Genomic DNA, 25,787 nt, shown 5'->3' with positions numbered 1-25,787 from the left:
TCACTCCCGATGGTCGTGGGTCTGGGTGATACGGCCTTGTTCCACGTGGAACAAAGCGACTGGCGTTTCCGTCTGCCAGCCTTCCCTCAAAAATTCTTGATCTACACAGGTGATAAACACCTGGCAGCGTAATTCTTCCAGCAAGCGGCAAAGCGCGCGTCGATGGTTGTCATCCAGTTCGGAGGGCAAGTCATCTACCAGGTAAATACACTGGCCGCGACGGACCTGGCTAACCAGGTGTCCCTGAGCAATACGCAATGCGCAGACCACCAGCTTTTGCTGACCGCGAGACAATATGTCCGCCGCGTTATGAGCGCCTAATCTAAGGCGCAGGTCAGCTCGTTGTGGTCCGGCCTGGGTGTGGCCCATTTGCTGATCACGATGCAGGGAAGAGGCGAGCACTGTACTCAGCTCTTTTTCCTTGTCCCATCCTCGGTAGTAGCTCAGGGTCAAACCTTCAAGCTCAACAAGTTCGCTCAAAGTCTGTTCAAAGACGGGCTTCAATGCCTTGATATAGGCGCGACGGAATTCATCTATTTCGTCACTTGCCGAGCATAGCTCTCGGTCCCATGCCGCCTGTGAAGCGGCGTCAAGTGTACCATGCCGAAGCCACGAGTTTCGCTGCTTGAGGGCCTTCTGCAGGCGCTGCCAAGTAGCCATGAAACGAGGTTCCACGTGGAACACTCCCCAATCCAGAAACTGCCTGCGTATCTTCGGAGCGCCTTCCAGCAATCGGAAGCTGTCCGGATTGATCAACTGCAGTGGCAATATTTCAGCAAGCTGAGCGGCACTTTTCGCATTTTGCCCGTCAATACGAATCTGGAATTCGCCTTGTCGGTCGCGCGAAACACCGAGATTGCTGTGACCACCTTGCGCGAGATCGACTTGTCCGAAGACCGTACATGAAGGCTGCTCGTATTGAATGACGGGCAGCAAGCGACTGCTGCGAAACGAGCGGGCGATACCCAGCAGATGGATAGCTTCCAGCACGCTGGTTTTGCCACTGCCGTTAGCGCCGTAGAGGATATTGATACGCGGGGAGGGGGAGAGGGTCACCGGGTGCAGATTGCGCACCCCGGTGACCGAGACGCGACTAAGAGACATCTAGGTTGCGCTGGACATGAAGTTACAGACGCATCGGCATGACAACGTAGGCGGAATCGTCGTTATCGGACTCTTGCACCAGGGCGCTGCTATTGGAATCCGACAGAATCAGGCGCACCTGCTCGGTCGTCATCACGCCCAACACGTCGAGCAGATAGCTCACGTTAAAACCTATTTCCAGCGAATCGCCGTTGTACTCTACGCCGATTTCTTCCTCTGCCTCTTCCTGCTCAGGGTTGTTGGCCTGAATTTTCAATTGACCACTGGCCAGTTGCAGGCGGATACCGCGGTACTTCTCGTTGGACAGAATTGCGGTGCGACTGAACGCTTCGCGCAATGCCTGACGATCGCCCAGCACCAGCTTGTCGCCACCTTTAGGCAGCACGCGCTCGTAATCCGGGAATTTGCCATCGACCAGTTTGGAAGTGAAGGTGAACTCGCCGGTAGTCGCCCGGATGTGATGCAGCCCCAGAACGATGCTGACCATACCGTCCTGCTCGGTCAGCAGACGGGCCATTTCGAGAATACCTTTGCGCGGGACGATCACCTGATGACGATCGGCATGTTCGATATCGGCAGACATGGAGCACATCGCCAGACGGTGACCGTCAGTGGCGACCGCCCGCAAAATACCGGCACTGACTTCAAGCAGCATGCCATTGAGGTAGTAGCGAACATCCTGCTGAGCCATCGCAAAGCTGGTGCGCTCAATCAGGCGGCGCAACTTGCTCTGCACCAGATTGAAGGTCAGCGAGCCCGGGCCTTCTTCCACTGTCGGGAAATCGTTGGCAGGCAACGTGGACAGAGTGAAACGGCTACGACCTGCCTTGACGATCAGCTTGGAGTCATCGAGCTTGATGTCGATCAGCGCGTCATTGGACAGGCTTTTGCAAATGTCCATGAGCTTACGCGCAGGAACCGTGATTTCTCCAGGTTCTGCGGGCTCTTCCAGCTGGACGCGGCCAACCAGTTCGACTTCCAGATCCGTACCGGTCAGCGACAGTTGCTGACCTTCGACGACCAGAAGCACATTGGAAAGAACCGGCAAGGTCTGGCGGCGTTCTACCACGCCGGCGACCAATTGCAGGGGTTTCAACAGGGCTTCGCGTTGAATGGTGAAATGCATGGTCTAGTCCCTTGCCTTAATAAGCTGCACTGGCGTTATCACGTAGTCAGAGTGCGCAGCAGGTTCTTGTAGTCCTCGCGGATATCCGCATCGGATTCCTTGAGCTCGTTGATCTTTCTGCAGGCGTGCAAGACAGTCGTATGGTCCCGACCACCAAATACGTCACCGATTTCCGGAAGACTGTGGTTGGTGAGTTCCTTGGAAAGCGCCATCGCCACCTGGCGAGGCCGGGCAACAGAACGGGACCGACGCTTGGACAGCAGATCGGAGATCTTGATCTTGTAGTACTCGGCGACAGTACGCTGAATGTTATCCACACTCACCAGCTTGTCCTGCAACGCCAGCAAATCTTTCAGCGATTCGCGAATCAGTTCGATGGTGATGTCGCGACCCATGAAGTGCGAGTGAGCGATGACGCGCTTGAGCGCGCCCTCCAGCTCTCGAACGTTGGAGCGAATCCGCTGGGCAATGAAGAACGCCGCGTCATGAGGCAGATCGACCTTGGCCTGATCCGCTTTCTTCATGAGGATAGCCACGCGGGTTTCAAGCTCCGGAGGCTCGACAGCAACCGTCAGACCCCAACCGAAACGCGACTTGAGCCGTTCTTCAAGGCCTTCGATTTCTTTCGGATAGCGGTCGCTGGTCAGAATGACCTGTTGCCCACCTTCCAGCAGCGCGTTGAACGTATGGAAAAACTCTTCCTGCGACCGTTCCTTGCGAGCAAAAAATTGAATGTCATCGATCAGCAGTGCATCAACTGAACGGTAAAAGCGCTTGAACTCGTTGATTGCATTGAGCTGTAAGGCCTTGACCATGTCTGCGACGAAGCGCTCCGAATGCAGGTACACGACCTTGGCGTTCGGGTTCTTCTTCAACAGGTGGTTACCCACAGCATGCATCAAGTGAGTTTTACCGAGACCTACGCCACCGTAAAGGAACAGCGGGTTGTAACCGTGCTTGGGATTATCGGCAACCTGCCAGGCTGCAGCACGCGCCAGCTGGTTGGATTTACCCTCGACAAAATTCTCGAACGTGAACGTGCGGTTCAGGTAACTGGTGTGCTTGAGCGCGCCTTCAACCTGCACGGTACGTTGCTCCGCACGAGCGGGTGCCTGTTGCGAGCTGGCGCCGGCCATTGGGTCGAAGCTGTCGCGTGAAGGCTCGTCGTGTGTTGCAACGTTCTGAGCCGGTGCAGGCATCGCGACAGGAGCAGCCGGAGCAGCCATGGCGGGCGCAGACGACGAGACGCTGCTGACCGAATTGGCAGACAGCGCCTGGGACGCTGCTGCGGCCAATGGCGCATTCGGAGCGGCACGCGGTGCAGAGCTGCGCTTGCTTCCTATTAATAAGGAAAGAGCAGGCGCCATGCCTTGACCATGCTCGCCCAGAAGCTCCAGCAAACGGCCGAGGTATTTTTCGTTGACCCAATCGAGAACAAAACGATTCGGTGCGTACACACGCAACTCGTCGCCTTCGGCTTCGACCTGTAGCGGACGGATCCAAGTGTTGAATTGCTGGGCAGGCAGCTCATCGCGCAAAAGCTCCACGCACTGCTGCCAAAGTTCCACTGACACGGATATCCCCTGAGTTGAAAGCCGGTGAGGCAAAAACAGCCGCCATTGTAACGATCCGCAGACGACTTATCCACATGTAGGTTGCTCACAGGCAGCTATAAATCAACGATTTATAGAGTGGTCACACGACAAACGGTCAAATCCTGAGCTCTGTGGATAACCCATCTTCAGCCCATTGCATAAGTCAGGGCTAAACTCTGTGCATAACTCGCCTGTGGATAAAACCGCATTCCATGCACAGCTTTTCCGACAGTGCGGCACAGGCAAGGCACCGCTTCTAGACAACCTTTCTTTTCGCTGTACACATTGAATTACAAGGCCTGCAGGATTTTATCCACAGAAAGCGTCTACGTAAGAGTTATAAGCTTTATAAAGAAGCTTTAAATAGTCTCTTCTTTTTATTTCTATAACTGACCAGAGCCTGACTGCACCAAAACGGGTTCCAGAGGAAAATTGCCTATAAAAGACGCGTATGAAGAAAAGCTGGTTGGAAATTGACCTGCGGGCCTCCTTTCTCTAGAATCCCCGGTCTCTTAAAACGGGGGCCATTCCGGCCCGTAGTGGACGAACCAGGTAACACGCCATGAAACGTACTTTCCAACCCAGCACTATCAAGCGCGCCCGCACCCACGGTTTCCGTGCACGTATGGCCACCAAAAACGGCCGCGCAGTCCTTTCGCGTCGTCGTGCCAAAGGCCGTAAGCGTCTGGCAGTTTGATAAATCGGCACAGGAGGTGAGTCGAGACTTCAGTCGGGAAAAGCGTTTGCTGACTCCCCGGCATTTCAAGGCAGTCTTTGACTCCCCTACCGGCAAGGTTCCGGGGAAAAATCTCCTGCTCCTTGCGCGCAACAACGACCTTGATCATCCCCGTCTGGGGCTGGTGATAGGTAAAAAGAGCGTGAAGCTCTCCGTCGAGCGCAATCGCTTGAAACGCCTGATGCGCGAATCATTTCGCCAACACCAAGACAGTTTGGTCGGTTGGGATATCGTTATCGTCGCGCGTAAAGGTTTGGGTGACGTAGAAAACCCTGAACTGATTCAGCATTTCGGCAAGCTCTGGAAACGTCTGGCGCGTAGCCGACCCATTCCGGAAGAAAAATCCGAACCTGCAGGGGTAGACAGTCCAGATGCGTAAACTGGCACTCGTTCCGATCCAGTTTTATCGCTATGCCATTAGCCCGCTGATGGCCAGTCACTGTCGTTTCTACCCCAGTTGCTCCTGCTACGCGTATGAAGCCATCGAAAATCATGGCCTTTTGCGCGGTGGCTGGCTGTCAATTCGTCGCCTGGGTCGCTGTCACCCATGGAATCCCGGTGGTTATGACCCGGTTCCAGCTGTCCCCACCTCCCGTTCTTCTTCGATGGCCGAGTAATCATGGATATTAAACGCACGATCCTGATCGTCGCCCTGGCAATCGTGACCTACGTCGGGGTTCTGAAATGGAACCAAGACTATGGCCAGGCTGCCATGCCGACCCAGAATGTTGCAGCCAGCACCACCGCACCGGGTATTCCGGATACGGCCGCTGGTACTAATGGTTCTGCAAGTGCCGATGTTCCAAGCGCAAGCGCTACGGCCAATACGGCTGCAGCACCTCTTGAAACTCCGGCCGTAGCCAGCAAAGACCTTATCCACGTCAAGACCGATGTGCTCGATCTGGCGATCGATCCGGTGGGTGGCGACGTCGTTCAGCTTCGTTTGCCTCTGTACCCGCGTCGTCAGGATCGTCCTGATGTTCCGTTTCAGTTGTTCGACAACGGCGGCGAGCGTACTTTTCTGGCACAAAGCGGCCTGACCGGGACCAATGGTCCTGATGCACGCGCTGCCGGTCGTCCGGTTTACACCTCCACACAAAAGACTTATCAACTGGCTGACGGCCAGGATTCGATGGTTGTGGATCTGAAATTCTCGGAAAACGGCGTCAACTACATCAAGCGCTTCACGTTCAAGCGCGGTCTGTATGATCTGGTCATGACCTACGTTGTGGATAACCAGAGCGCACAACCCTGGTCCGGTAATCTGTTCGCGCAATTAAAGCGCGATGCCAGCTCCGACCCTTCTTCGACGACTGCTACCGGCACGGCTACCTACCTGGGCGCTGCCCTGTGGACTGCGGCCGAGCCGTACAAGAAAGTGTCGATGAAAGATATCGACAAGGGCCAGGTCAAGGAAACTGTCCAGGGCGGTTGGGTTGCATGGCTGCAGCACTACTTCGTGACTGCGTGGATTCCGGATCACAACGCCACCAACGCTGTTCAGACCCGTAAAGACAGCCAGGGCAACTACATCATCGGCTTCACCAGCCCGACTCTGTCGGTTGCACCCGGTGCACAAGGTGAAACCAGCGCTACCCTGTATGCAGGTCCGAAAAGCCAGGCGGTACTCAAAGAGTTATCCCCAGGTCTGGAGCTGACCGTCGATTATGGTTTCCTGTGGTTCATTGCCCAGCCTATCTTCTGGCTGCTGCAACATATCCACGCCATCCTCGGCAACTGGGGCTGGTCGATCATTGTCCTGACCATGCTGATCAAAGGCCTGTTCTTCCCGTTGTCCGCAGCAAGCTACAAGTCGATGGCACGCATGCGCGCCGTGGCTCCGAAGCTTGCACTGCTGAAGGAACAACATGGCGATGATCGCCAGAAAATGTCCCAGGCAATGATGGAGCTGTACAAGAAAGAAAAGATCAACCCATTGGGTGGATGCTTGCCGATTCTTGTCCAGATGCCGGTTTTCCTTTCGCTGTACTGGGTACTCCTGGAAAGCGTGGAAATGCGTCAGGCACCGTGGATCCTGTGGATAACCGACCTGTCGATCAAAGACCCGTTCTTCATCCTGCCGATCATCATGGGCGCGACGATGTTCATCCAGCAGCGTCTGAACCCGACTCCGCCGGACCCGATGCAGGCCAAGGTCATGAAAATGATGCCAATCATCTTCACGTTCTTCTTCCTGTGGTTCCCTGCCGGTCTCGTTCTGTACTGGGTTGTTAACAACACCCTGTCGATCGCTCAGCAGGCTTACATCACTCGCAAGATCGAAGCAGCTACCAAGAAAGCAGCTGCCTGATCTAACCTGTGAATAAGTTCTACAAGACGCCCCCTCGTGGGGCGTTTTGCTATCCGTCATTTGTCCGGGAGCCGGAGCATGAACGTTCATCGTGAAACCATTGCCGCCATCGCCACAGCCCAAGGGCGTGGCGGTGTCGGTATCGTTCGGGTGTCAGGTCCTTTGGCCGGCAAGGCTGCTGAAGCCATTATCGGTCGGGTGCCAAAACCACGATTTGCGCATTACGGGCCTTTTGTCGACGAAGCGGGGCAGACCCTCGATGAGGGGATCGCGCTGTATTTTCCGGGACCCAACTCGTTCACCGGCGAAGACGTACTTGAGCTTCAGGGCCACGGCGGCCCCATCGTTCTGGATATGCTGCTGCAGCGCTGTCTGCAATTGGGTAGCCGTCTGGCACGCCCGGGAGAATTCAGTGAGCGTGCGTTCCTCAATGACAAACTCGATCTTGCCCAGGCAGAAGCCATTGCGGACTTGATCGAGGCGAGTTCTGCACAGGCAGCGCGCAATGCACTGCGCTCTTTGCAGGGTGCTTTTTCGCGGCGTGTGGATAACTTGACCGAGAAATTGATCAGCCTGCGCATCTATGTGGAAGCTGCAATCGACTTCCCGGAAGAGGAAATCGACTTCCTTGCCGATGGCCACGTTCTGAACATGCTGGATGACGTACGTGCCGAGTTATCCACAGTGTTGCGTGAAGCCGGGCAGGGTGCCCTGTTACGCGACGGCATGACCGTAGTGATTGCCGGACGCCCCAATGCGGGCAAATCCAGTCTGCTGAATGCTTTGGCGGGCAGGGAGGCGGCAATTGTCACCGAGATCGCCGGCACAACCCGCGATGTACTGCGTGAACATATCCACATAGACGGAATGCCCTTGCACGTCGTCGACACAGCGGGGCTGCGGGATACCCAAGACCAGGTGGAAATGATCGGCGTGCAGCGCGCACTCAAGGCCATCGGCGAAGCTGACCGGATTCTGCTGGTGGTGGATGCGACCGCTCCGGAGGCAGCAGACCCGTTCGCACTGTGGCCGGAATTCCTCGAGCAGCGCCAGGACCCGTCGAAAGTCACGCTGATACGCAACAAGGCAGATTTGAGTGGAGACCCCGTCGATCTACAAACCAGCGTTGATGGCCATGTCACCATCAGCCTGAGCGCCAGGTCAGGGGGCGAGGGGCTTGAACTGCTGCGTGACCATCTCAAGGCCTGCATGGGCTACGAGCAAACCTCTGAAAGCAGCTTCAGCGCACGTCGACGCCACCTTGAGGCACTGCGCCACGCCAGTGACTCGCTGGAGCACGGCAGGGCTCAGCTCACCCTGGCAGGCGCTGGAGAGCTGCTGGCCGAAGATCTGCGTCAGGCACAGCAAGCGCTTGGCGAGATTACCGGTGCATTCAGCTCAGACGATCTGCTTGGCAGAATCTTCTCCAGCTTCTGCATCGGCAAGTAAACCTTCTGGCATGGCCCGGCCTGGGTCATGCCTTCAAGTACCACGAGACGCCTCTTTCAGCTGGAGTGTTATCCACATACTCGGCTTTTTCCTCCTTTAACTTTGCTTCGACACCTGAATCTGACCAACAGAAATGCCTGAGGGAAGGATTTTCTGTGCCTGATTTTTGATGAAGAGCCGGTTTTTTGTGGATTAAGCCCTGTGAATAACTGCCCTTTAGCTCGGTGGGTAAGCAGGGTGCAAACCTGAAGATAAATCCCCCTGTGGACAAGTGGCTATCTTATCAACAGGCTCAGGACGGTTATCCAACCCCCTCATCCCCACATGAACACAGACTTTTGATTCCCTGTACGCATTGAAAATAAAGGCCTTCAGAGATCTATCCACAGAAAGGTGGCTCAGTAAGAATAAACATAAAAACAAGGCTTTATAAACTTTCTTTCCTTTTTATTTTCTTTATCCGCGAGTTTTCCACAGCTGGTTAAATTTTGTCCAACGGGTTTCATTCAGGTGGGGTAAGTCCCTATACTTGTCAGCTATCCCAATTTCTCATCGACAACAGGCACGAGGTGCGTGGTGGATTTCCCTTCCCGTTTTGAAGTGATCGTCATCGGTGGCGGTCATGCCGGTACCGAGGCCGCACTGGCGTCGGCACGTATGGGTGTAAAAACCCTGCTGCTGACCCATAACGTGGAAACACTCGGCCAGATGAGTTGCAACCCGGCCATCGGTGGCATTGGCAAAAGTCACCTGGTCAAGGAAATCGACGCCCTCGGCGGCGCGATGGCCATGGCTACTGACAAGGGTGGTATCCAGTTCCGTGTGCTGAACAGTCGCAAAGGCCCGGCTGTACGGGCTACTCGTGCTCAAGCAGATCGCGTGCTGTACAAGGCAGCCATTCGTGAAACCCTGGAAAATCAGCCGAACCTGTGGATATTTCAGCAAGCCTGTGATGACCTGATCGTCGAACAGGATCAGGTGCGCGGTGTAGTGACCCAAATGGGTATGCGCATATTTGCCGATTCGGTGGTGTTGACCACCGGTACGTTTCTGGGTGGACTTATCCACATCGGCATGCAGAACTATTCTGGCGGACGCGCAGGCGACCCCCCATCGATCGCACTTGCTCACCGGCTACGTGAACTGCAGCTGCGCGTCGGCCGCCTGAAAACCGGAACCCCGCCACGTATTGACGGGCGTTCTGTGGATTTTTCGGTGATGACCGAGCAACCAGGTGACACACCGATTCCGGTCATGTCGTTCCTGGGCAACAAGGAACAGCATCCGCCGCAGGTCAGTTGCTGGATCACGCACACCAACGCGCGGACTCACGAAATCATTGCGTCCAACCTCGATCGCTCGCCGATGTATTCGGGCGTGATCGAAGGTATTGGTCCACGTTACTGCCCGTCGATCGAAGACAAGATCCACCGGTTTGCCGACAAGCAAAGCCATCAGGTTTTCATCGAGCCGGAAGGGTTGACCACGCACGAGCTGTACCCGAACGGCATTTCCACATCGTTGCCATTCGACGTGCAACTGCAGATCGTTCAGTCGATTCGCGGTATGGAAAACGCACATATCGTTCGCCCTGGTTATGCCATCGAATACGATTATTTCGACCCGCGTGATCTGAAATACAGCCTGGAAACCAAGGTCATCGGTGGTCTGTTCTTCGCTGGCCAGATCAACGGCACGACCGGTTACGAAGAGGCCGGTGCCCAGGGTTTGCTGGCCGGGACCAATGCCGCGCTGCGCGCACAGGGTCGAGACAGCTGGTGCCCGCGTCGCGATGAAGCGTACATCGGTGTTCTGGTCGATGACCTGATCACACTCGGTACCCAAGAACCTTACCGGATGTTTACCTCCAGGGCCGAATACCGTTTGATCCTGCGCGAAGACAACGCGGACCTGCGACTCACCGAAAAAGGCCGCGAGCTGGGTCTGGTCGACGACGCCCGCTGGGCTGCGTTCTGCACCAAGCGTGAAAGCATCGAGCTGGAAGAACAGCGTTTGAAAAGTACTTGGGTGCGCCCTGGTACCGAGCAGGGCGATGCGATTGCCAAACACTTCGGCACGCCACTGACCCATGAATACAATTTGCTCAACCTGCTGACACGTCCGGAAATCGATTACGCCAGCCTGATTTCAATCACTGGCCAGGGCTGCATCGATCCCCAGGTCGCCGAGCAGGTAGAGATCAAGACAAAATACGCCGGTTACATTGATCGCCAGCAGGACGAAATCGCCCGTCTGCGCGCCAGTGAAGATACGCGTCTACCGGAAGACATCGATTACGCTGCGATATCCGGCCTGTCGAAAGAAATCCAGAGCAAGCTGGGGATAACTCGGCCAGAAACACTCGGACAGGCTTCGCGCATTCCTGGTGTTACGCCGGCGGCTATTTCGTTGTTGATGATTCATTTGAAAAAACGCGGCGCGGGCCGTCAGTTGGAGCAAAGCGCTTGAGTTCTATGGTCACCCCGCAACACGCCCAAGAGTTATCCACCGGTGCCCGGGAATTGGGGATCGACCTCAGTCCGGCGCAGCACGAGCAATTGCTGGCGTATCTGGCGTTGTTGATCAAGTGGAACAAGGCCTACAACCTGACTGCGGTACGCAACCCGGACGAAATGGTATCCAGACATCTGCTCGACAGTCTCAGTGTGGTGCCCTTCATCGAAGGTACACGCTGGATCGACGTCGGCAGCGGCGGTGGGATGCCTGGCATTCCCATGGCCATCCTGTTTCCGGAGCGCAAAGTGGCGCTGCTGGACAGCAACGGCAAGAAGACCCGGTTTCAGACACAGGTCAAACTTGAGCTGAAACTGGATAATCTTGAAGTTATCCACAGCCGTGCAGAAAATTATCAGCCTGATGCGCCGTTCGACGGGATCATTTCCCGTGCGTTCAGCAGCCTCGAAGACTTCACGGGCTGGACTCGCCATATGGGTGACGTGAATACACGTTGGCTGGCAATGAAAGGGCTGCATCCTGATGATGAGCTGGTAGCATTGCCCTCGGATTTTCACCTCGATAGCGCACAAGCCTTGACCGTTCCGGGTTGCCAAGGCCAACGCCATCTGCTGATACTGCGCCGCACGGCATGACGGGGAACACAAGCAAGAATGGCTAAGGTATTCGCGATAGCGAACCAGAAAGGTGGGGTCGGCAAGACCACCACATGCATCAACCTCGCTGCGTCGCTGGTCGCGACCAAACGCCGTGTGCTGTTGATCGATCTCGATCCCCAGGGCAATGCGACCATGGGCAGCGGTGTGGATAAACATAATCTGGAAAACTCGGTCTATGACCTGTTGATCGGCGAATGCGATCTGGGTGAGGCCATGCAGTTTTCCGAACACGGCGGGTATCAGCTGCTTCCGGCCAACCGTGATCTGACGGCGGGTGAAGTGGTTCTGCTGGAAATGCAGATGAAAGAGAGTCGTCTGCGCAATGCGCTGGCGCCGATCCGCGAAAATTACGATTACATTCTGATCGACTGCCCACCCTCATTGTCGATGCTGACCCTGAACGCACTGGTCGCGGCAGACGGTGTAATTATCCCCATGCAGTGTGAATACTTCGCGCTCGAGGGTCTCAGCGACCTTGTGGATAACATCAAGCGCATCGCTGAACTGCTCAATCCGCAGCTGAAAATCGAAGGTTTGCTGCGCACCATGTATGACCCGCGTCTGAGCCTGATCAACGATGTTTCGGCGCAGCTCAAGGAGCATTTCGGCGAGCAGTTGTACGACACCGTGATCCCGAGGAACATCAGGCTGGCCGAGGCGCCGAGTTTCGGCATGCCGGTGCTGGCGTATGACAAATCGTCTCGCGGTGCGCTAGCCTATCTGGCCCTGGCAAGTGAACTGGTTCGTCGTCAACGTCGCGGCGCAAAAACCGCTCAGCCAACCTAAGGAATTCCCATGGCCGTCAAGAAACGAGGTCTCGGACGTGGGTTGGACGCACTTCTGAGCAGTCCAACCGTCAGTTCGCTGGAAGAGCAGGCCGTCAAGGCTCCGCCAAGTGAGTTGCAGCATGTGCCGCTGGACCTTATCCAGCGTGGCAAGTATCAGCCGCGTCGCGACATGGATCCTCAGGCGCTCGAAGAACTGGCGCAGTCGATCAAGTCACAGGGCGTGATGCAGCCGATCGTTATTCGGCCTATCGGCGACAACCGCTTTGAAATCATCGCCGGTGAACGTCGCTGGCGTGCCAGTCAGCAGGCAGGTGTCGAGACGATTCCGGCGATGGTCCGTGATGTTCCGGACGAAACCGCGATTGCGATGGCGTTGATCGAGAACATCCAGCGCGAAGACCTCAACCCTATCGAGGAGGCCATGGCGCTGCAGCGCCTGCAGCAGGAGTTTCAGCTGACCCAGCAGCAGGTGGCGGATGCCGTCGGCAAGTCGCGTGTCAGTGTGGCCAACCTGTTGCGCCTGATTGCCTTGCCTGAAGCCATCAAGACCATGCTGTCCCACGGCGACCTGGAAATGGGGCATGCACGTGCCTTGCTCGGTCTGAGTGAAGATCGGCAGGTTGAAGGTGCGCGACATGTTGTCGCACGGGGGCTTACCGTGCGCCAGACTGAAGCACTGGTCAGGCAATGGCTGAGCGGCAAGCCGGAGGCTGCCGAACCAGTCAAGGCCGACCCTGATATCAGCCGCCTCGAACAGCGTCTGGCCGAGCGTTTAGGCTCTGCGGTGCAGATTCGTCACGGGCAGAAGGGTAAAGGCCAATTGGTCATCCGTTACAACTCGCTGGATGAGCTGCAAGGAGTGCTCGCTCACATCCGCTGAAACAATTGCTCTGTAGCGTATAGTCGGAAATCACTACCCGACTGTTGAATAGGGGCTGAACCGCCCCTATACTCTGCGCGCATTTTGTCGGCACAAATTATGCCAAGTTATTGATTATGGCGACCGACATCAAAGGAGCAGTTGCGATGGAATCCCGCATGCCAGACCGCTTGCCGTTCTATCGCCTGGCGGTTTTTCCGCTATTGCTGGCTCAATTGATCGTGCTGCTCATGGCCGCATTGGTGCTGTGGCAGTGGCAAGGAGTCGTTGCAGGATATTCGGGACTCTGCGGAGGCCTGATAGCCTGGCTACCCAATTTATACTTTGCTCACAAGGCATTCCGGTTTTCCGGGGCCAGAGCAGCGCAAGCCATCGTGCGGTCGTTCTACGCCGGCGAGGCAGGCAAACTGATTTTCACGGCAGTGCTTTTTGCATTGACGTTCGCAGGTGTGAAGCCACTGGCACCGCTGGCGGTATTCGGTGTGTTCATGTTGATCCAGGTGGTCAACTGGTTCGCTCCCCTGCTTACGAGAACAAGACTTTCGAGACCTTAGGGCGTTTGAGGCAACCATGGCAGAGCAAACAGCTTCGGGCTATATCCAGCACCACTTGCAGAACCTTACATTCGGGCACCTGCCCAATGGCGAATGGGGCTTTGCCCACACCGCAGCAGAAGCCAAGGAAATGGGTTTCTGGGCCTTCCACGTCGATACCCTCGGCTGGTCGGTTGCGTTGGGTCTGATTTTCGTTCTGATCTTCCGCATGGCGGCCAAGAAGGCAACTTCCGGTCAGCCTGGCGCGCTGCAGAACTTCGTCGAAGTGCTGGTCGATTTCGTCGACGGCAGCGTGAAAGACAGCTTCCACGGCCGCAGCGCGGTTATCGCACCACTGGCGCTGACCATTTTCGTCTGGGTTTTCCTGATGAACGCGGTCGACCTGGTACCGGTGGACTGGATTCCGCAACTGGCGATGCTGATCTCGGGCGACGAGCACATTCCGTTCCGTGCCGTTCCGACGACTGATCCGAACGCCACACTGGGCATGGCCCTGTCTGTGTTCGCACTGATCATCTTCTACAGCATCAAGGTCAAGGGCATCGGCGGTTTCATCGGCGAACTGACCCTTCACCCGTTCGGCAGCAAGAACCTGTTCGTTCAGGCGCTGTTGATCCCGGTCAACTTCCTGCTGGAATTCGTGACGCTGATCGCCAAGCCTATTTCCCTGGCTCTGCGTCTGTTCGGCAACATGTATGCTGGCGAGCTGGTCTTCATTCTGATCGCCGTGATGTTCGGCAGCGGTCTGTTGTGGCTCAGCGGTCTGGGTGTAGTGCTGCAGTGGGCGTGGGCTGTTTTCCACATCCTGATCATCACCCTGCAAGCGTTCATCTTCATGATGCTGACCATCGTCTACCTGTCGATGGCTCACGAAGATAACCATTGAGATTCGTCTCAGGACGTGTCTGATGACCGTCTCGCCATCGGCGGGACGGTGCCCGCAAGGGCGATGTAGAAACGATTTTGTTTTACCGCTTCAATTAAAAAAACCTAACCAATACGACGTAAAAGTCGGGAGGAAAGATGGAAACTGTAGTTGGTCTAACCGCTATCGCTGTTGCACTGTTGATCGGCCTGGGCGCACTGGGTACTGCAATCGGTTTCGGCCTGTTGGGCGGCAAATTCCTGGAAGGCGCTGCGCGTCAGCCGGAAATGGTTCCAATGCTGCAAGTTAAAATGTTCATCGTTGCGGGCCTGCTCGACGCCGTGACCATGATCGGTGTTGGTATCGCTCTGTTCTTCACCTTTGCGAACCCCTTCGTTGGTCAACTCGCTGGCTGATCACTCGAATTTTCGAGTTGATTGGTGTGATGGACAACGAACGAGCGAGGTGTTGGCGTGAACATTAATGCAACCCTGATTGGCCAGTCCGTTGCGTTCTTCATTTTTGTGATTTTCTGCATGAAGTTCGTGTGGCCTCCGGTCATCGCGGCTTTGCACGAACGTCAGAAGAAGATCGCGGATGGACTGGACGCTGCTTCCCGAGCAGCTCGCGACCTGGAGCTGGCCCAAGAGAAAGCGGGTCAACAACTGCGCGAAGCTAAGGCTCAAGCAGCTGAAATCATTGAGCAAGCCAAGAAACGCGGTACTCAGATTGTCGACGAAGCCCGTGAAACGGCACGCGTTGAAGCTGACCGTGTGAAGGCCCAGGCTCAGGCCGAGATCGAGCAGGAACTGAACGGTGTCAAAGACGCCTTGCGCGCCCAGTTGGGCAGCCTGGCAGTCAATGGCGCAGAGAAGATTCTGGGTGCCACAATCGATCAAAACGCGCACGCGGAGCTGGTTAACAAACTGGCTGCTGAAATTTAAGCGAGGGCGATCATGGCAGAACTGACCACGTTGGCCCGACCTTACGCGAAGGCGGCCTTCGAGCACGCGCAGGCCCACCAGCAGCTGGCCAATTGGTCAGCCATGCTCGGCCTGGCTGCTGCGGTGTCGCAAGACGACACCATGCAGCGCATGCTCAAGGCCCCGCGACTGACGAGCGCACAAAAGGCCACCACTTTTATTGAAGTGTGTGGCGAAAAGTTCGATGCCAAGGCACAGAATTTCATTCACGTCGTTGCTGAAAACGACCGCCTCCCGCTTCTGCCGGAGATCGCCGAACTGTTCGACCTGTACAAGGCCGAGCAGGAAAAATCGGTCGATGTGGATGTCACCAGTGCTTTCGCATTGAACCAAGAACAGCAAGACAAACTCGCCAAGGTTCTCAGTGCACGGCTCGGCCGGGAAGTGCGCCTGCATGCTGCGGAGGATGCCTCTCTCATAGGGGGTGTCGTAATCCGCGCCGGCGACCTGGTTATCGATGGCTCAGTTCGTGGCAAGATCGCGAAACTAGCCGAAGCATTGAAATCTTGAGTTTGAAGGGGCAGCAGAGCAATGCAGCAACTCAATCCTTCCGAAATAAGTGAAATCATCAAGGGTCGCATCGACAAGCTCGATGTAACCTCCCAAGCCCGTAACGAAGGCACAGTCGTCAGCGTGTCTGACGGTATCGTGCGGATTCACGGTCTGGCCGACGTAATGTACGGCGAGATGATCGAGTTTCCGGGCGGCGTCTACGGTATGGCGCTGAACCTTGAGCAAGACTCCGTGGGTGCCGTTGTACTGGGCGCATACACGACTCTGGCTGAAGGCATGAGCGCCAAGTGCACCGGCCGCATCCTCGAAGTTCCGGTTGGTAAGGAACTGCTGGGTCGCGTTGTCGATGCACTGGGTAACCCAGTTGACGGCAAAGGTCCGCTGAACAACACCGAGACCGATGCGGTCGAGAAAGTTGCTCCAGGCGTGATCTGGCGTAAGTCGGTAGACCAGCCTGTACAGACTGGCTACAAGGCTGTCGATGCCATGATTCCTGTCGGCCGTGGCCAGCGTGAGCTGATCATCGGTGACCGTCAGATCGGTAAAACCGCTCTGGCCATCGACGCAATCATCAACCAGAAGAACAGCGGCATCTTCTGCGTCTACGTAGCAATCGGTCAGAAGCAATCGACCATCGCCAACGTTGTTCGCAAGCTCGAAGAAAACGGCGCACTGGCTAACACCATCGTCGTGGCTGCAAGTGCTTCCGAATCCGCTGCGCTGCAATTCCTTGCACCGTACTCGGGTTGCACCATGGGCGAGTTCTTCCGCGACCGCGGTGAAGACGCGCTGATCGTTTATGACGATCTGTCCAAGCAAGCAGTGGCTTACCGCCAGATTTCCCTGCTGCTGCGCCGTCCACCAGGCCGTGAAGCTTACCCAGGCGACGTGTTCTATCTCCACTCCCGTCTGCTGGAGCGCGCATCGCGTGTTTCCGAAGAGTACGTAGAGAAGTTCACCAACGGCGCAGTGACCGGCAAAACCGGCTCGCTGACTGCACTGCCGATCATCGAAACCCAGGCTGGCGACGTTTCCGCGTTCGTTCCGACCAACGTGATTTCCATCACCGACGGTCAGATCTTCCTGGAATCGGCCATGTTCAACTCCGGCATCCGTCCGGCTGTGAACGCCGGTGTTTCGGTATCCCGTGTGGGTGGTGCCGCTCAGACCAAGATCATCAAGAAGCTTTCCGGTGGTATCCGTACCGCTCTGGCTCAGTACCGTGAACTGGCGGCATTCGCCCAGTTTGCTTCTGACCTGGACGAGGCGACCCGCAAGCAACTTGAGCATGGTCAGCGCGTTACCGAGCTGATGAAGCAGAAGCAATACGCACCAATGTCGATCGCTGACATGGCGCTGTCGCTGTATGCCGCTGAGCGTGGGTTCCTGACTGACGTCGAAATCGCCAAGATTGGCAGCTTTGAACAAGCGCTGATTGCTTACTTCAACCGCGATCACGCCGATTTGATGGCGAAGATCAACGTGAAGGGTGACTTCAATGACGAAATCGATTCTGGCATGAAAGCCGGCATCGAGAAGTTCAAGGCCACCCAAACCTGGTAAGCCGCAGCGGGGGCCGCAAGGCTCCCGCTTGCTAACCTGATAGGTGTTACATGGCAGGCGCAAAAGAGATTCGCAGCAAGATTGCGAGCATCAAAAGCACGCAAAAGATCACCAGCGCCATGGAAAAAGTGGCGGTCAGCAAAATGCGCAAGGCTCAAATGCGCATGGCTGCTAGCCGTCCTTACGCGGAGCGCATTCGTCAGGTGATTGGTCATCTGGCAAACGCCAACCCGGAGTACCGCCACCCGTTCATGATCGAGCGCCCTGTGAAGCGCGTCGGTTATGTCGTAGTGAGCAGTGACCGTGGTCTGTGTGGTGGATTGAATACCAACCTGTTCAAGACTCTGGTCAAGGACATGGCGGTGAACCGTGAAAACGGTGTAGAGATCGATCTGTGCGTGGTCGGCAGCAAAGGTGCGGCATTTTTCCGCAACTTCGGCGGTAACGTCGTCGCTGCGATCAGCCACCTGGGCGAAGAGCCGTCGATCAACGACTTGATCGGCAGCGTCAAGGTGATGCTGGATGCCTACCTGGATGGCCGTATTGATCGCCTGTCCGTGGTATCCAACAAGTTCATCAACACCATGACCCAGCAACCAACAGTGGAGCAATTGATTCCGCTGGTGGCAACCCCGGATCAAGGGCTCAAGCACCACTGGGACTATCTCTACGAACCCGATGCCAAAGAGCTGCTAGACGGCCTTATGGTTCGCTACGTGGAATCGCAGGTGTACCAGGCGGTGGTCGAGAACAACGCAGCTGAACAAGCAGCGCGGATGATCGCGATGAAGAACGCCACAGACAACGCCGGTGATTTGATCAGCGATTTGCAGCTGATCTACAACAAGGCGCGTCAGGCAGCGATCACCCAAGAGATCTCGGAAATCGTCGGCGGCGCTGCCGCGGTTTAACGGTTCAAATATTAGAGGAACCAGCTAATGAGTAGCGGACGTATCGTTCAAATCATCGGCGCCGTGATCGACGTGGAATTCCCACGCGATAGCGTACCGAGTATCTACAACGCGCTGGAAGTTCAAAGCGCGGCAGGAACCACCCTGGAAGTTCAGCAGCAGCTGGGCGACGGCGTGGTTCGTACCATTGCGATGGGCTCCACCGAGGGCTTGAAGCGTGGTCTGGAAGTAACAGACTCTGGCGCAGCCATCTCCGTACCGGTCGGTAAAGCGACTCTGGGCCGGATCATGGACGTGCTGGGCAACCCGATCGACGAAGCTGGCCCGATTGCCACCGAAGAGCGCTGGGGCATTCACCGTCCTGCACCGTCCTTCGCTGAGCAGGCTGGCGGCAACGACCTTCTGGAAACCGGCATCAAGGTTATCGACCTGGTTTGCCCGTTCGCCAAAGGCGGTAAAGTCGGTCTGTTCGGTGGTGCCGGTGTCGGCAAGACCGTAAACATGATGGAACTGATCCGTAACATCGCCATCGAGCACAGCGGTTATTCCGTGTTCGCCGGTGTGGGTGAGCGTACTCGTGAGGGTAACGACTTCTACCACGAGATGAAGGATTCCAACGTTCTGGACAAAGTGGCACTGGTTTACGGTCAGATGAACGAGCCGCCGGGTAACCGTCTGCGCGTAGCACTGACCGGCCTGACCATGGCCGAGAAGTTCCGTGACGAAGGTAACGACGTACTGCTGTTCGTCGACAACATCTATCGTTACACCCTGGCCGGTACCGAAGTATCCGCACTGCTGGGCCGTATGCCTTCCGCAGTAGGTTACCAGCCGACTCTGGCTGAAGAGATGGGCACTCTGCAAGAGCGCATCACTTCCACCAAGAATGGTTCGATCACCTCGATCCAGGCCGTATACGTACCAGCGGACGACTTGACTGACCCGTCGCCTGCGACCACGTTTGCCCACTTGGACGCCACCGTCGTACTGTCCCGTGACATCGCTTCCCTGGGTATCTACCCTGCGGTAGACCCACTGGACTCGACTTCGCGTCAGCTGGACCCGAACGTCATTGGCCAGGAACACTACGACACCGCTCGCGGCGTTCAGTACGTGTTGCAGCGTTACAAAGAGCTGAAAGACATCATCGCGATTCTGGGTATGGACGAGCTGTCGGAGACCGACAAACAGTTGGTTAACCGTGCTCGTAAGATCCAGCGCTTCCTGTCCCAGCCTTTCTTCGTGGCAGAAGTCTTCACCGGTGCTTCGGGTAAATACGTTTCCCTGAAAGACACCATTGCTGGCTTCAAAGGCATCCTCAACGGTGACTACGACCACCTGCCAGAACAAGCGTTCTACATGGTCGGCGGCATCGAAGAAGCGATCGAGAAAGCCAAGAAACTGTAATCCCGGCGCCCGGAAACGGGCGCTAATTAGGTTGAGGCAAGCAAATGGCTATGACAGTCCATTGCGACATCGTCAGCGCGGAAGGGGAAATCTTCTCCGGTCTGGTCGAGATGGTGATTGCGCACGGCAACCTGGGTGATCTCGGTATCGCTCCAGGCCACGCGCCGCTGATCACTGATCTGAAGCCGGGCCCGATCCGCTTGATCAAGCAGGGTGGGGAAGCCGAGGTGTTTTACATCTCCGGTGGTTTCCTTGAGGTTCAGCCGAACATGGTCAAGGTGCTTGCCGATACTGTGCAACGTGCTGCCGACCTGGATGAAGCTTCTGCTCAGGCTGCCGTACTGGCTGCCGAGAAGGCTCTGAACGAGAAAGGCGCAGATTTCGACTACGGCTCTGCAACTGCTCGTCTGGCCGAGGCTGCAGCTCAGCTGCGCACCGTTCAGCAAATTCGCAAGAAGTTCGGCGGCTAACCCCGCTGCATTCGATGCGCGATTGAGAAAAAGGGTAGCCTCGGCTACCCTTTTTCTTTTTTCAGATTTCCTCTTTCAAGTCAGCCCGCCTTCGGCCTGGTTGCCGCTCAGTTGGTAGTCCTATCATGTCTCTCGATATCGTTATTCTCGCTGCTGGCCAAGGTACCCGGATGCGTTCCGCCTTGCCCAAGGTCCTGCATCCCGTGGCTGGCAACTCCATGCTCGGTCATGTTATCCACAGCGCGCGTCAGTTATCCCCACGTGGAATACACGTCGTGATCGGACACGGCGCGGATGCTGTTCGTGAACAGCTGGCAGCCGATGACCTGAATTTCGTGATGCAGGACAAGCAACTGGGCACAGGCCACGCCGTTGCTCAGGCGCTGCCTGCACTTACGGCTGAGACCGTGTTGATTCTTTATGGCGATGTGCCGTTGATTGAAGTGGAGACGCTTGCGCGCCTGCTCAAACTCGTCAATCCGCAGCAACTGGGCCTGTTGACCGTCACTCTGGACGACCCCACCGGTTACGGCCGCATTGTTCGCGACGAGCAGAATCGTGTCTGCGCGATTGTCGAGCACAAGGATGCGAACGATGCACAGAAGGCAATCACCGAAGGTAACACGGGCATTCTCGCGGTGCCTGCCAAGCGTCTCGCTGACTGGCTGGGGCGGCTGTCCAACAACAACGCCCAAGGCGAGTATTACCTCACTGACGTAATCGCCATGGCCGTCAATGACGGGCTGATTGTTGCCACAGAGCAGCCTTACGACGCAATGGAAGTGCAGGGCGCCAATGATCGCAAACAGCTCTCCGAACTGGAGCGCCATTATCAGATGCGCGAAGCCCGCCGGTTGATGGCAGGTGGTGTGACCCTGCGTGACCCTGCGCGATTCGATGTGCGCGGCGAAGTCAGCGTCGGCCGCGATGTGCTGATCGACATCAACGTTATCCTCGAAGGGAAGGTAGTCATCGAGGACAACGTGGTCATCGGCCCTAACTGCGTGATCAAGGACAGCACCCTGCGCAAAGGTGTCGTCGTCAAAGCCAACAGCCACATCGAAGGCGCAATTCTGGGCGAGGGCAGCGATGCCGGCCCGTTTGCACGCCTGCGCCCTGGCAGTGTGCTGGGCGCCAAAGCGCATGTGGGTAACTTTGTTGAACTCAAGAATGCGAATCTGGGCGAGGGTGCCAAGGTTGGCCACCTGACCTATCTGGGCGATGCCGAGGTCGGCGCACGTACCAATATCGGTGCCGGCACCATCACCTGCAATTACGATGGGGCCAACAAGCACAAGACCACATTGGGTGCAGACGTGTTCATTGGTTCTAACAACTCACTGGTCGCGCCTGTGGATATCTTTGATGGTGCTACGACCGCAGCCGGTTCGACCATCACGCAGAACGTGCCCGCTGAACAACTCGGCGTGGCTCGCGCCCGCCAACGCAACATCGAAGGCTGGAAGCGTCCGGTAAAAATCAGGAAAGACTGAGTTATCCACAGCTCCCGGTGACTCACGTGCCAATGCTCAACATTGGCACGCGTCCATAACTATCCACACCTGACACTCAAGATAGGACGCGGAGCGTCCAGAACTGCATACCCACGCGGAGCATGGGTACGATCAGGCACAGATACCGAAACCTTGACCAAACCCAAAAAATAGGTTTTGATTGCCTTTGTTATCTTTCGAAACGAAACTTAAGGCTGTCATGTCGAAGCGCAATACACCACAACGTCGCCACAACATTCTTGCCCTGCTCAATGAGCTGGGTGAAGTCAGTGTCGACGATTTGGCCAGACGCTTTGAAACTTCTGAAGTTACGATTCGAAAGGATCTGGCAGCCCTCGAAACCAACGGTTTGCTATTGCGCCGTTACGGGGGCGCAGTGCCGCTTCCTCACGAGCTGATCAGCGAAAGCAGCCAGCCGGTTTCCCGTTACAAACAGGCCATTGCCCGCGCTGCGGTTTCCCGAATTCGCGAGCACGCCAGAATTATTGTCGACAGTGGCAGTACTACGGCTGCGTTGATTCCTGAGCTGGGCCAGCAACCCGGCCTGGTGGTCATGACCAATTCCCTGCATGTGGCGCGAGCCCTTACCGAGCTGGAGCACGAACCGGTTCTGTTGATGACCGGCGGAACGTGGGATCCGCACTCGGAGTCTTTTCAGGGGCAGGTCGCCGAACAGGTACTGCGCTCCTATGACTTTGATCAGTTGTTCATCGGTGCTGACGGCATCGATCTGACTCGTGGCACCACCACGTTCAATGAGCTGCTGGGTTTGAGCCGGGTCATGTCGGAAGTCGCCCGGGAAGTCATTGTCATGGTCGAGGCCGACAAGGTCGGTCGCAAGATCCCCAATCTGGAGCTGCCCTGGAGCAGTATCCACACCCTTATTACTGATGATCGCTTGCCCAGCGAGGCTCGCGATCAGATACAGGCCCGCGGCATCAATCTGATTTGTGCTGCTGTCAGCTAGGAGATAACCATGTGTGGAATCGTCGGCGCCGTTGCTGAACGTAATATCACGGCCATTTTGCTCGAAGGCCTCAAGCGTCTTGAGTACCGCGGTTACGACAGCGCGGGCGTGGCTGTTTTCACCAACGAAGGCAGCCTTGAGCGCCGTCGTCGCTCGGGCAAGGTTAGTGAGCTGGAACAGGCGCTGGCAGGCGAGCCGCTGATCGGCCGTCTGGGCATCGCCCACACCCGTTGGGCGACCCACGGTGCACCATGTGAACGTAACGCTCATCCACACTTCTCGGCCGATAAACTGGCAGTTGTCCACAACGGCATCATCGAGAACCACGAAGCGCTACGTGAACAGCTGAAAAGCCTGGGTTACGTCTTCGCATCCGATACCGACACCGAAGTCATCGTTCACCTGCTGCACCACAAGCTCAAGGACACGCCAGATCTGGCGGTTGCCCTGAAGGCTGCCGTGAAAGAATTGCACGGTGCCTACGGTCTTGCCGTGATCAACGCTGCACAACCGGATCGCCTGCTGGCCGCCCGCAGTGGCAGCCCGCTGGTGATCGGCATGGGCCTGGGTGAAAACTTCCTGGCCTCTGACCAACTGGCGCTGCGTCAGGTGACCGACCGTTTCATGTACCTGGAAGAAGGCGATATTGCCGAGATCCGTCGCGACAGCGTGCAGATCTGGAACGTCGAGGGTGTGTCGGTCGAGCGTGAAGTGGTGCAATACCATGAAGGCGCCGAAGCCGCTGACAAGGGCGAATATCGTCACTTCATGCTCAAGGAAATCCACGAGCAACCCAAGGTCGTGCAGCGCACCCTCGAAGGTCGCCTGGGGCAACAGCAAGTGCTGGTCCACGCATTTGGTCCACAGGCTGCCGAACTGTTCGCCAAAGTACGCAACGTTCAGATCGTGGCGTGTGGCACCAGCTACCACGCAGGCATGGTCGCGCGTTACTGGCTTGAAGGTCTGGCCGGCATTCCTTGCCAGGTGGAAGTGGCCAGCGAGTTCCGCTACCGCAAGGTTGTGGTTCAGCCGGACACCCTGTTCGTCTCGATCTCGCAATCCGGTGAAACCGCCGACACGCTGGCAGCGCTGCGCAACGCCAAGGAACTGGGCTTTCTGGCCAGCCTGGCTATCTGCAACGTCGGCATCAGCTCGCTGGTACGTGAATCCGACCTGACCCTGCTAACCCAGGCTGGCCCGGAAATCGGCGTGGCATCGACCAAAGCCTTCACCACCCAACTGGTCGCCTTGCTATTGCTGACCCTGTCACTCGGCCAAGTCAAAGGTTCGTTGGAAGAGGGCGTTGAAGCACAACTGGTCGAAGAACTGCGCCGTCTGCCAACCCGACTCGGTGAAGCCCTGGCAATGGACGGCACCATCGAGAAAGTCGCCGAGCTGTTCGCCGAGAAGCACCACACCCTGTTCCTCGGCCGCGGCGCGCAATTCCCTGTAGCAATGGAAGGCGCACTCAAGCTCAAAGAGATCTCCTACATCCACGCCGAAGCCTATCCGGCTGGCGAGCTGAAACACGGCCCGCTGGCGCTGGTCGATGCCGACATGCCGGTCGTCACCGTCGCGCCGAACAACGAGCTGCTGGAAAAACTCAAATCCAACCTGCAGGAAGTACGCGCCCGCGGCGGTGAGTTGATCGTGTTCGCGGATGAGCTGGCTGGGCTCAAGAACGGCGAAGGCACTCACGTCATCGCCATGCCGCACATCATCGACGCCCTGGCACCGATTCTGTACACCATTCCGCTGCAGCTGCTTTCGTATTATGTGGCTGTGTTGAAAGGGACGGATGTTGACCAGCCGAGGAACCTGGCGAAGTCGGTGACGGTGGAGTGAGTTATCCACAGGGGGAAATGTTGGTGTTTGTGAATTAACACCGTCGCAAGTGGCCGCTTTTCCCCACGTGTTTCCCTGAGGCCACGAACATCGCTGGCTTAGGTCCCTGAAAAGCACCGGTCCGGAGTGTTTTGCATCCGCAGTGATGGGCCTTAAAGGGCCTATCACCGCGCCGCGTTACCTAAGTAGGGATGTCGCGGAAGACGTCATGGCCCCATGCACCTGAGCACTTTTCGCTCAAGCTGCCCAAGGGCCTGTCGCTTTATCCACGCTCCGCCATCAAGCCATTCAACTTCCCATACGTAAGACCCGTAAGCGCCTGCGTATCCAGCTGTCCGCGCTCGATGAAAGAGCGGGCCAGCCCTTCCATCGCGTCGTACAGGAACTCCGCAATACTGGAACCAGCGCTCAGGCGTCTAACGCCTAGGCGCTGCAGTTCTTCGGGCGCTGACAGCCCATCTCGGGCAAGCAGGTTCACCGGTAGTGTGGAGGCGTTGCACAGTGTGGAAATCTCGGCGGGTGTGACCATACCTGCGGCGAAAAGGCCGTTGGCTCCTGCTTGTGCATAAAGCGCTGCACGCCGGATGATTTCATCGAGACGCTGGGAGGCGGGCACCAGGCTTTTCAGGTAGACGTCACTGCGCGCATTGATGAATAGGTTAACGCCGTGCTTGTTGGCGACTTCTCGGGCAACTCCGATTTTGCGCACAAGTACCTCCGGTGGTGCGGCACCGTCTTCGATGTTGATACCCACGGCACCTGAAGCGACAACTGCTTCGACAACCTTGGCAACGTGTTGGAGGTCGTCGGAGTAACCGGCCTCAATGTCTACCGTCAGGGGGACGTGCAGTATTCGCGTCATGGATTCAACGCTGGCCGCCAGACGCGTAAGGGGGAGTTTGTTGCCATCGGCGTAACCATGCGCCCATGCCATGCCCGCACTGCTGGTGGCGATCGCGGTGGCACCCAATGACTCTACGACTCTTGCGCCGCCTGCATCGCTGACATTGGCCAGGATCAAAAGGCCATTCTTGTGTAACTCATGAAAAACATTGTCCAGTGGTTTCATAAC

25 protein-coding genes are annotated in these 25,787 nt (G+C 56.6%); 21 read left to right on the top strand and 4 right to left on the bottom strand.

The window, feature by feature from the left end; all coding sequences use genetic code 11:
* From recF to dnaA, 3 genes are read right to left on the bottom strand one after another with little or no spacing between them, the layout of a single operon-like run.
* Positions 1-1,104 (bottom strand): DNA replication/repair protein RecF, encoded by a 1,104-nt coding sequence (gene recF, locus AO068_RS03700; protein WP_058402481.1) that lies wholly within the window; start codon positions 1,102-1,104, stop codon positions 1-3.
* A 22-nt stretch (positions 1,105-1,126) separates the two neighbouring features.
* Complete coding sequence (dnaN, locus tag AO068_RS03695; protein WP_058407679.1) at positions 1,127-2,230, bottom strand: DNA polymerase III subunit beta; 1,104 nt, start codon at positions 2,228-2,230, stop codon at positions 1,127-1,129.
* A 38-nt stretch (positions 2,231-2,268) separates the two neighbouring features.
* Entirely contained in the window at positions 2,269-3,804 is a 1,536-nt protein-coding gene (gene dnaA / locus AO068_RS03690) for a chromosomal replication initiator protein DnaA (protein WP_058407678.1), read from the bottom strand.
* A 583-nt stretch (positions 3,805-4,387) separates the two neighbouring features.
* On the opposite strand from dnaA, the gene rpmH reads away from it, so the two are divergent.
* From rpmH to glmS, 21 genes are all read left to right on the top strand, one after another.
* Positions 4,388-4,522, top strand: a complete 135-nt coding sequence (gene rpmH, locus AO068_RS03685) for a 50S ribosomal protein L34 (RefSeq protein WP_002551315.1) — start codon at positions 4,388-4,390, stop codon at positions 4,520-4,522.
* A 16-nt stretch (positions 4,523-4,538) separates the two neighbouring features.
* Complete coding sequence (rnpA, locus tag AO068_RS03680; RefSeq protein ID WP_002551314.1) at positions 4,539-4,940, top strand: ribonuclease P protein component; 402 nt, start codon at positions 4,539-4,541, stop codon at positions 4,938-4,940.
* Entirely contained in the window at positions 4,933-5,178 is a 246-nt protein-coding gene (yidD, locus tag AO068_RS03675) for a membrane protein insertion efficiency factor YidD (RefSeq protein ID WP_002551313.1), read from the top strand. Before rnpA ends, yidD begins: the two co-directional genes overlap by 8 nt.
* 2 nt (positions 5,179-5,180) lie before the next feature.
* Positions 5,181-6,872 (top strand): membrane protein insertase YidC, encoded by a 1,692-nt coding sequence (gene yidC, locus AO068_RS03670; RefSeq protein ID WP_058402482.1) that lies wholly within the window; start codon positions 5,181-5,183, stop codon positions 6,870-6,872.
* 78 nt (positions 6,873-6,950) lie between these two features.
* Positions 6,951-8,321, top strand: a complete 1,371-nt coding sequence (mnmE, locus tag AO068_RS03665; RefSeq protein ID WP_058407677.1) for a tRNA uridine-5-carboxymethylaminomethyl(34) synthesis GTPase MnmE — start codon at positions 6,951-6,953, stop codon at positions 8,319-8,321.
* Positions 8,322-8,897: 576 nt separating this feature from the next.
* Positions 8,898-10,790: a tRNA uridine-5-carboxymethylaminomethyl(34) synthesis enzyme MnmG gene (gene mnmG, locus AO068_RS03660; protein ID WP_058407701.1), complete on the top strand. Its 1,893-nt coding sequence runs from the start codon at positions 8,898-8,900 to the stop codon at positions 10,788-10,790.
* The gene (rsmG, locus tag AO068_RS03655; RefSeq protein ID WP_002555992.1) at positions 10,787-11,431 is read left to right on the top strand and encodes a 16S rRNA (guanine(527)-N(7))-methyltransferase RsmG; all 645 of its coding nucleotides are present in this window, start codon (positions 10,787-10,789) and stop codon (positions 11,429-11,431) included. Before mnmG ends, rsmG begins: the two co-directional genes overlap by 4 nt.
* 18 nt (positions 11,432-11,449) lie before the next feature.
* Positions 11,450-12,241: a ParA family protein gene (locus AO068_RS03650; RefSeq protein ID WP_002555991.1), complete on the top strand. Its 792-nt coding sequence runs from the start codon at positions 11,450-11,452 to the stop codon at positions 12,239-12,241.
* Positions 12,242-12,250: 9 nt separating this feature from the next.
* Complete coding sequence (locus AO068_RS03645) at positions 12,251-13,123, top strand: ParB/RepB/Spo0J family partition protein (RefSeq protein ID WP_002555990.1); 873 nt, start codon at positions 12,251-12,253, stop codon at positions 13,121-13,123.
* A 146-nt stretch (positions 13,124-13,269) separates the two neighbouring features.
* On the top strand, positions 13,270-13,677 hold the full coding sequence (locus tag AO068_RS03640) for a F0F1 ATP synthase subunit I (protein WP_002555989.1): 408 nt from the start codon (positions 13,270-13,272) through the stop codon (positions 13,675-13,677).
* Between the two features lie 16 nt (positions 13,678-13,693).
* Entirely contained in the window at positions 13,694-14,563 is an 870-nt protein-coding gene (gene atpB / locus AO068_RS03635; RefSeq protein ID WP_002555988.1) for a F0F1 ATP synthase subunit A, read from the top strand.
* Positions 14,564-14,700: 137 nt separating this feature from the next.
* On the top strand, positions 14,701-14,958 hold the full coding sequence (gene atpE / locus AO068_RS03630; protein WP_002555987.1) for a F0F1 ATP synthase subunit C: 258 nt from the start codon (positions 14,701-14,703) through the stop codon (positions 14,956-14,958).
* A gap of 57 nt (positions 14,959-15,015) precedes the next feature.
* On the top strand, positions 15,016-15,486 hold the full coding sequence (locus tag AO068_RS03625) for a F0F1 ATP synthase subunit B (protein ID WP_002555986.1): 471 nt from the start codon (positions 15,016-15,018) through the stop codon (positions 15,484-15,486).
* 12 nt (positions 15,487-15,498) lie between these two features.
* A complete protein-coding gene (locus tag AO068_RS03620) occupies positions 15,499-16,035 on the top strand; it encodes a F0F1 ATP synthase subunit delta (RefSeq protein WP_003315956.1) in 537 nt (178 codons plus the stop codon).
* Positions 16,036-16,056: 21 nt separating this feature from the next.
* Entirely contained in the window at positions 16,057-17,601 is a 1,545-nt protein-coding gene (atpA, locus tag AO068_RS03615) for a F0F1 ATP synthase subunit alpha (RefSeq protein ID WP_002555984.1), read from the top strand.
* Positions 17,602-17,651: 50 nt separating this feature from the next.
* Positions 17,652-18,512, top strand: coding sequence for a F0F1 ATP synthase subunit gamma (atpG, locus tag AO068_RS03610; RefSeq protein WP_003367855.1), 861 nt, complete (start codon positions 17,652-17,654; stop codon positions 18,510-18,512).
* A 27-nt stretch (positions 18,513-18,539) separates the two neighbouring features.
* Positions 18,540-19,919 carry a F0F1 ATP synthase subunit beta gene (atpD, locus tag AO068_RS03605; RefSeq protein WP_002555982.1) on the top strand — a complete coding sequence of 460 codons (1,380 nt, stop codon included), beginning with the start codon at positions 18,540-18,542 and terminating at the stop codon, positions 19,917-19,919.
* A 44-nt stretch (positions 19,920-19,963) separates the two neighbouring features.
* Positions 19,964-20,389 (top strand): F0F1 ATP synthase subunit epsilon, encoded by a 426-nt coding sequence (locus tag AO068_RS03600; RefSeq protein ID WP_002555981.1) that lies wholly within the window; start codon positions 19,964-19,966, stop codon positions 20,387-20,389.
* A 125-nt stretch (positions 20,390-20,514) separates the two neighbouring features.
* Positions 20,515-21,882, top strand: coding sequence for a bifunctional UDP-N-acetylglucosamine diphosphorylase/glucosamine-1-phosphate N-acetyltransferase GlmU (gene glmU, locus AO068_RS03595; protein WP_058407676.1), 1,368 nt, complete (start codon positions 20,515-20,517; stop codon positions 21,880-21,882).
* Between the two features lie 220 nt (positions 21,883-22,102).
* On the top strand, positions 22,103-22,870 hold the full coding sequence (locus tag AO068_RS03590; protein ID WP_058407675.1) for a DeoR/GlpR family DNA-binding transcription regulator: 768 nt from the start codon (positions 22,103-22,105) through the stop codon (positions 22,868-22,870).
* A gap of 9 nt (positions 22,871-22,879) precedes the next feature.
* The gene (glmS, locus tag AO068_RS03585; protein WP_058407674.1) at positions 22,880-24,715 is read left to right on the top strand and encodes a glutamine--fructose-6-phosphate transaminase (isomerizing); all 1,836 of its coding nucleotides are present in this window, start codon (positions 22,880-22,882) and stop codon (positions 24,713-24,715) included.
* A 262-nt stretch (positions 24,716-24,977) separates the two neighbouring features.
* Here the strand turns inward: glmS and AO068_RS03580 are convergent, their stop codons facing one another.
* Positions 24,978-25,784 (bottom strand): isocitrate lyase/PEP mutase family protein, encoded by an 807-nt coding sequence (locus AO068_RS03580; protein WP_058407673.1) that lies wholly within the window; start codon positions 25,782-25,784, stop codon positions 24,978-24,980.
* Positions 25,785-25,787: the final 3 nt, after the last annotated feature.

It is taken from the genome of Pseudomonas sp. ICMP 3272, from assembly GCF_001466905.1.
Classification (GTDB): domain Bacteria; phylum Pseudomonadota; class Gammaproteobacteria; order Pseudomonadales; family Pseudomonadaceae; genus Aquipseudomonas; species Aquipseudomonas amygdali.
This window is presented reverse-complemented; position numbering and strand designations above follow the sequence as displayed.

Bases quoted from the DNA above. Each gene is read 5' to 3' on its own strand.
- atpG (WP_003367855.1), top strand. From the start codon at position 17,652: ATGGCAGGCGCAAAAGAGATTCGCAGCAAGATTGCGAGCATCAAAAGC.
- AO068_RS03650 (WP_002555991.1), top strand. From the start codon at position 11,450: ATGGCTAAGGTATTCGCGATAGCGAACCAGAAAGGTGGGGTCGGCAAG.
- atpD (WP_002555982.1), top strand. From the start codon at position 18,540: ATGAGTAGCGGACGTATCGTTCAAATCATCGGCGCCGTGATCGACGTG.
- atpB (WP_002555988.1), top strand. From the start codon at position 13,694: ATGGCAGAGCAAACAGCTTCGGGCTATATCCAGCACCACTTGCAGAAC.
- AO068_RS03620 (WP_003315956.1), top strand. From the start codon at position 15,499: ATGGCAGAACTGACCACGTTGGCCCGACCTTACGCGAAGGCGGCCTTC.
- recF (WP_058402481.1), bottom strand. From the start codon at position 1,104: ATGTCTCTTAGTCGCGTCTCGGTCACCGGGGTGCGCAATCTGCACCCG.
- mnmE (WP_058407677.1), top strand. From the start codon at position 6,951: ATGAACGTTCATCGTGAAACCATTGCCGCCATCGCCACAGCCCAAGGG.
- AO068_RS03580 (WP_058407673.1), bottom strand. From the start codon at position 25,784: ATGAAACCACTGGACAATGTTTTTCATGAGTTACACAAGAATGGCCTT.
- dnaN (WP_058407679.1), bottom strand. From the start codon at position 2,230: ATGCATTTCACCATTCAACGCGAAGCCCTGTTGAAACCCCTGCAATTG.
- glmS (WP_058407674.1), top strand. From the start codon at position 22,880: ATGTGTGGAATCGTCGGCGCCGTTGCTGAACGTAATATCACGGCCATT.
- yidD (WP_002551313.1), top strand. From the start codon at position 4,933: ATGCGTAAACTGGCACTCGTTCCGATCCAGTTTTATCGCTATGCCATT.
- rpmH (WP_002551315.1), top strand. From the start codon at position 4,388: ATGAAACGTACTTTCCAACCCAGCACTATCAAGCGCGCCCGCACCCAC.
- AO068_RS03590 (WP_058407675.1), top strand. From the start codon at position 22,103: ATGTCGAAGCGCAATACACCACAACGTCGCCACAACATTCTTGCCCTG.
- AO068_RS03645 (WP_002555990.1), top strand. From the start codon at position 12,251: ATGGCCGTCAAGAAACGAGGTCTCGGACGTGGGTTGGACGCACTTCTG.
- AO068_RS03600 (WP_002555981.1), top strand. From the start codon at position 19,964: ATGGCTATGACAGTCCATTGCGACATCGTCAGCGCGGAAGGGGAAATC.
- atpE (WP_002555987.1), top strand. From the start codon at position 14,701: ATGGAAACTGTAGTTGGTCTAACCGCTATCGCTGTTGCACTGTTGATC.
- yidC (WP_058402482.1), top strand. From the start codon at position 5,181: ATGGATATTAAACGCACGATCCTGATCGTCGCCCTGGCAATCGTGACC.
- glmU (WP_058407676.1), top strand. From the start codon at position 20,515: ATGTCTCTCGATATCGTTATTCTCGCTGCTGGCCAAGGTACCCGGATG.
- AO068_RS03640 (WP_002555989.1), top strand. From the start codon at position 13,270: ATGGAATCCCGCATGCCAGACCGCTTGCCGTTCTATCGCCTGGCGGTT.
- atpA (WP_002555984.1), top strand. From the start codon at position 16,057: ATGCAGCAACTCAATCCTTCCGAAATAAGTGAAATCATCAAGGGTCGC.